This window comes from Salinicola sp. (genome assembly GCF_982684285.1).
Genome location: NZ_CEXLVS010000263.1, coordinates 1 through 5,480, shown reverse-complemented (window position 1 = coordinate 5,480; position 5,480 = coordinate 1). Strand labels below are relative to the sequence as shown.

Here is a 5,480-nt window from a genome sequence, read left to right as displayed (position 1 = left end):
CGCCGGGGCCGAAATGTCGGTGGCCGCGCTCGTGGCCCACGCGCGCATGCGCCAGACCGGCGAGGCCCAGTTCGTCGACATCTCGGCCCAGTGTGCCATGACCTGGACCATGCTCAATGGCCTGGGCGCGGCGGCGGTGGGCGCATTGCTGGGGCTGGCAGGGCAGGCGGTCTTGCTGGCGTTGTTGACCCGCTTCCTGCCGCTGGAGTTGCCGCCGCCGGGCGGAATGCCCTGGCTGATGGGCGTGCTGACCGCGCTCGCGGTGCTGGTCGGTTTCGCGGGGCCGACGCTGCTGAGACTGAAGCGTGTCAGCGCGCTCAAGGTGCTGCGGCGCGAGCTCGATCCGATGCCGGCCGCCGGATGGCTGGTCGTGGCGTTCGCCAGCCTCGTGTTCGGCGCGCTGCTGTGGCTCTACTCCGGCGACCCGGTGCTGGCGCTGGGCATCCTGCTGGGCGGTCTGGTTGCGCTGGTCGTATTGTGGGGGGTGGGGCGGTTGATGCTGCAGCTGCTGCTCGCCGTGCTGGCTCGCTTGCCCCAGGGGGGCAAGGTCCGCGCCTGGCAGCTGGGAGGGCGCCAGTTGGCACGGCGACGCACGGCCAGCCTGGGGCAGTTGCTCGCCTTTTCCGTCACCTTCGCGGCGATGGCGATCATCGCGCTGGTGCGCGGCGACCTGCTGACGACCTGGCAGGCGCAGCTGCCGGCGAATACGCCCAACTATTTCGCGATCAACATTCAGCCCCAGGAGCGTGACGGCGTCGAATCGTTGATCGACAGCGCCGCCGACGCCACCAGCGGCCTCTACCCCATGGTGCGGGGGCGACTGACGGCCATCGACGGCGAATCGCCGCAACAGCAGGTGCCGGAAGAGCACCAGACCGATGGTGCGCTACGCCGGGATCTCAACCTGACCTGGCGTGCCGACCTGCCGGAAGGCAACCGGATCACCGCGGGGCGCTGGTTCGATACCGGTGCGGCGTCGGGCGATGGTGCCGTGCCGATCTCGGTCGAGGAGGAGCTGGCGGGGCGGCTTGGCCTCTCGCTGGGCGACGAGATGACCTTCACCATTGGCAGTGACAGCATCACGGGCCGAATCGCCAGCCTTCGCCATCTGGATTGGGAGAGCTTTCAGCCCAATTTCTTCATCATCTTTCCCCCCGGTGCTCTGGATGGCTTCGGTCACAGCTACATCACGTCATTCCATCTCCCCGGCGACGGCAACGAACTGCTGGGCGAGATGGTGCAGCGATATCCTGGCGTGTCGGTGCTCAACGTCGAGGCGTTGCTGGAACAGGTTCGCGGCATCCTCGTTCAGGTGACCCAGGCCATCGAGTTCGTGCTCGGTTTCGTGCTGCTGGCAGGCATCAGCGTACTCTACGCGGCGTTGACCGCCAGCCGCCCGGCACGTGCCCACGAAGGCGCCCTGCTGCGGGTGTTAGGTGCCGGTAAGCGGACGCTTTCCCGCATGCAGTGGTCCGAGTTCGCCCTGCTGGGCTTTGCCAGCGGTCTGCTGGGGGCCGCGCTGGCGGAGATGGCGGCGCTGGGTATCTACGGCTGGCTGGGGCTGGTGCCAAGAATGCACTGGCTGATGTGGGGGATCATGCCGATCCTGGGCGCCGGGGTCGTGGGCGGCATCGGCTTTCTGCTGTCTCGCGGGACACGGCGGCAGGCGCCGATGGCCAGCCTGCGGCTGCTGGGAGAGACCTGAGGGATCACGGCACGGCCGCAGGGAGCGAATTCTGGCGGCGGCGGGACGGCGGATGACGCCCCCGGGCATGTTTTAACCAGGCTAAAGCCAACGTGAGAAATTATGGTTCAGCGCATGACGGACTTTCATAGGAAAGGCCGTCAGCGCTGGGGTATCATTGCGCCCCACGCTGCACCTGAAAAGAGCCTGCGCTCGCCCTTACAGCGTTGAAGATCGGTTCGGAATGCGCCTCGACTCCCGAGTCAATTCCGCTTCCTCACCGCTTCTTGCCTCGTCTGGGTTTCGCTCGCTGCCTTTTCAAACTGCGCTGACGATTTTTGAGATCGAGCCGCCGGATGCCTGACTGGCGCCGCTGGTAGTCGAACCATCCCCGAGCCGAGGATTCCCGTCGATGTTCACCCGAGAGATGCAGATTGCCGGATTCGATGATGCCCTTTGGGACGCGATGCAGCAGGAAGTCGCGCGCCAGGAAGCCCATATCGAGCTGATCGCTTCCGAAAACTATGCCAGCCCGCGCGTAATGCAGGCCCAGGGCACGCAGCTGACCAACAAGTATGCGGAAGGTTATCCCGGCAAGCGCTACTACGGCGGTTGCGAGCATGTCGACGTGGTCGAGCAGATGGCCATCGACTACGCCAAGGAGCTGTTCGGCGCGAGCTACGCCAACGTGCAGCCGCACTCCGGCTCTCAAGCCAACGGTGCGGTTTTCCAGGCCCTGGTCAAGCCGGGCGACACCGTCCTCGGCATGAGCCTGGACGCGGGTGGGCACCTGACCCACGGCGCCAAGCCGAGCTTCTCGGGCAAGCACTACAACGCGGTCCAGTACGGCATCGACGCGAGCGGCCGGATCGATTACGACGAAGTCGCCAAGCTGGCCCGCGAACATCAGCCGAAGATGATCATCGCCGGCTTCTCGGCCTACTCCCAGATCATCGACTGGGCCAAGTTCCGCGAGATCGCCGATGACGTGGGTGCCTACCTGCTGGTCGACATGGCGCACGTCGCCGGTCTGGTGGCCGCTGGCGTCTATCCCAGCCCGCTGGCCCATGCCCACGTGGTCACCACCACCACGCACAAGACCCTGCGTGGTCCGCGCGGCGGCCTGATCCTGTCGGCCGAGAACGATGCCGAGATCGAGAAGAAGCTGCAGTCCGCCGTCTTCCCTGGCGGGCAGGGCGGGCCGCTGATGCACGTGATCGCGGCCAAGGCGATCTGCTTCAAGGAAGCGATGGACCCCGAGTTCAAGACCTACCAGCAGCAAGTGGTCAAGAACGCCCAGGCGATGGCCGGTGTCTTCATCGAGCGCGGCTACGAAGTCGTCTCCGGTGGCACCGAAGACCATCTCTTCCTGCTGTCGCTGGTCAAGCAGGGGCTGACCGGCAAGGAGGCCGACGCGGCGCTGGGGCGTGCCCATATCACCGTCAACAAGAATGCGGTGCCGAACGACCCGCAGAGCCCGTTCGTGACATCCGGTCTGCGCATCGGCACCCCGGCGGTGACCACGCGCGGCTTCGGCGAGGCCGAGTGTCGCGATCTGGCCGGCTGGATCTGCGATATTCTCGACGCCATGCAGCAGGGGGACTCCAGCCAGGTCGAGGGCGAGGTCAAGACCAGGGTCGAGGCCGTCTGCTCCCGCCTGCCGGTCTACCGCTGATCGGACCCGGCTTGCCGCTCACGATGCCCCTCCTCGGAGGGGCATCGTCGTTCTGGCCTCCCGACGGCGTCGCTGAGAGCAAGGGGCTTGCCCGTGGCGGTGGAAGGCGGGGGCGAAAGATGAGACAAGGAGATACCGTCGCGGTGCAGGTCGAATTCGGATCCAGGGTATATTTTCCTACGACTTTAGTCTTGTCTATGACCATGGTCTAACAGCCAGGCAGGTCAACTTGCTGGAAGCTATGTCGGACATAGATGGCTGTGAGTTGAACATCGCGATGGCAGCAGATCCTCCAGCGACAGATCCCCCCAACCTCCCGAGGCCCGATATCGCCGAAGCGCTGGCCGAGGCCGTTTTCAGCGGCCGCTATGCGATCGGTGCCATGATTCCGCGGGAGATCGACCTCTGCGAGCGCTTCGGCGTCAGTCGCAGTACCGTCCGCAGCGCCCTGCAGAAGCTGGTCAACGCGGGGCTGCTGGTGCGTATTTCCGGGCAGGGGACGCGGGTCTGCGAGCTGGCCTCCTGGCATCTCCTCGATCCCCAGGTCAGCGCCTGGATGGCGCGCTACGCCCAGCCCAACCCGCATCTCCAGCGGGAAGTCTTCGCCTTTCGCGTGGCCGCGGAGCCGTTCGTTGCCGCTCTGGCTGCCACCCACGCCACCGCTTCGGACCTGCTGGCCATCGAAACCGCCTACGAAGGCATGATCCGTACGCTCGAGCGTACGGATCTGCACTGGCAGGGACAGAGCTACAACGCTTACGACGTGGCGTTCCACGAGGCGATATTCGCCGCTTCCCACAACCTGATCTGGGCGCAGATCAGTCATGTGCTCAAACCGGCCATCGCGCTGATCGTCGAGCGTTCCAACCAGAGCGCCACGTTGCATAGCGCCAAGGATCTCGATGACAGCATGGCGCGTCATCGACGGGTGATGGAGGCGATCCGCCTGCGCCAGCCGCAGGAAGCCGCCAAGGCGGCGCTGTCGGTGCTCAAGCGCACCGGCCGTGACCTCGGCATGGAGGATCTGGTCGAGAATCCGCCGTCGATCGTGATGCCGCCTTCGATCGGGGAGCCGTGATGGCGCTCCGGGCCTGCCAGTGGGGCCGCGTCGGCGCTTTCGCGTCAGCCGGTCCGAATCGAACGAACTGCTTTGAATAGAACAGGTGAACCATGAAGATTACCCGCTTGAAGACCTGGCAGGTGCCGCCGCGCTGGTTGTTTCTCAAGATCGAGACCGACGAGGGTTGCTATGGCTGGGGGGAGCCGGTGGTGGAGGGGCGCGCCGCCACGGTCGAGGCCGCCGTGCATGAACTTTCCGACTATCTGGTCGGTCAGGATCCGCGCCGCATAGAACACTTGTGGAACATCATGTATCGCGCGGGATTCTACCGGGGCGGTCCGATTCTGATGAGTGCCATCGCCGGTATCGACCAGGCGCTGTGGGATCTGAAGGGGCGCGATCTCGGCGTGCCGGTGCACCAGCTGCTGGGTGGTGCCTGTCGCGACAGGATGCGGATGTACGCCTGGACCGGCGGCGACAAGCCCAGCGACGTGGGCGCGGGCGCCAAGGCGCTGGTCGACAAGGGCTTTACCGCATTCAAGATGAATGGCACCGCCGAAATGGCGATCGTCGACTCTCACGCCAAGGTGGACGAGGCGGTGGCCCGTGTCGCCGAGGCCCGCGATGCGGTGGGGCCGGATGTCGGCATCGGCATCGATTTCCACGGTCGCGTCCATCGCCCCATGGCCAAGGCGCTGCTGCGGGAGCTGGAACCGTATCACCCGATGTTCGTCGAAGAGCCGGTGCTGCCGGAACACCTGCCGAGCCTCAAGCACATCGCCGGGGGCCTCGGCTATCCCATCGCCACCGGCGAGCGGCTGCACACGCGTTATCAGTTCCGCGACCTGCTGGTCGAAGGCATGGTCGATATCGTCCAGCCCGATCTTTCCCATTGCGGCGGCATCAGCGAGGGTATGAAGATCGCCACGCTGGCATCCTGCTTCGATGTGGCGCTGGCTCCGCACTGTCCGCTGGGACCGCTGACGTTGGCCGCTTCCCTGCACGTGGATGCGGTCAACCACAACGCCTTCATCCAGGAGCAGAGCATGGGGATCCACTAC

The 5,480-nt window shown here is 65.5% G+C and carries 4 protein-coding genes; all 4 read left to right on the top strand.

The window, feature by feature from the left end; translation table 11 throughout:
• On the top strand, positions 1-1,705 hold a 1,705-nt coding region (locus AC3AYF_RS17680; protein ID WP_487780107.1), incomplete at its 5' end, for an ABC transporter permease.
• Positions 1,706-2,096: 391 nt separating this feature from the next.
• A complete protein-coding gene (gene glyA, locus AC3AYF_RS17675) occupies positions 2,097-3,359 on the top strand; it encodes a serine hydroxymethyltransferase (protein ID WP_295039992.1) in 1,263 nt (420 codons plus the stop codon).
• A 277-nt stretch (positions 3,360-3,636) separates the two neighbouring features.
• Positions 3,637-4,437 (top strand): FadR/GntR family transcriptional regulator, encoded by an 801-nt coding sequence (locus AC3AYF_RS17670; RefSeq protein ID WP_295039994.1) that lies wholly within the window; start codon positions 3,637-3,639, stop codon positions 4,435-4,437.
• A gap of 92 nt (positions 4,438-4,529) precedes the next feature.
• A partial coding sequence (gene dgoD, locus AC3AYF_RS17665; protein ID WP_487780106.1) for a galactonate dehydratase occupies positions 4,530-5,480 on the top strand: 951 nt, incomplete at its 3' end.

Coding starts and splice junctions, on each gene's coding strand:
- glyA (WP_295039992.1), top strand. CDS start 2,097: ATGTTCACCCGAGAGATGCAGATTGCCGGATTCGATGATGCCCTTTGG.
- AC3AYF_RS17670 (WP_295039994.1), top strand. CDS start 3,637: ATGGCAGCAGATCCTCCAGCGACAGATCCCCCCAACCTCCCGAGGCCC.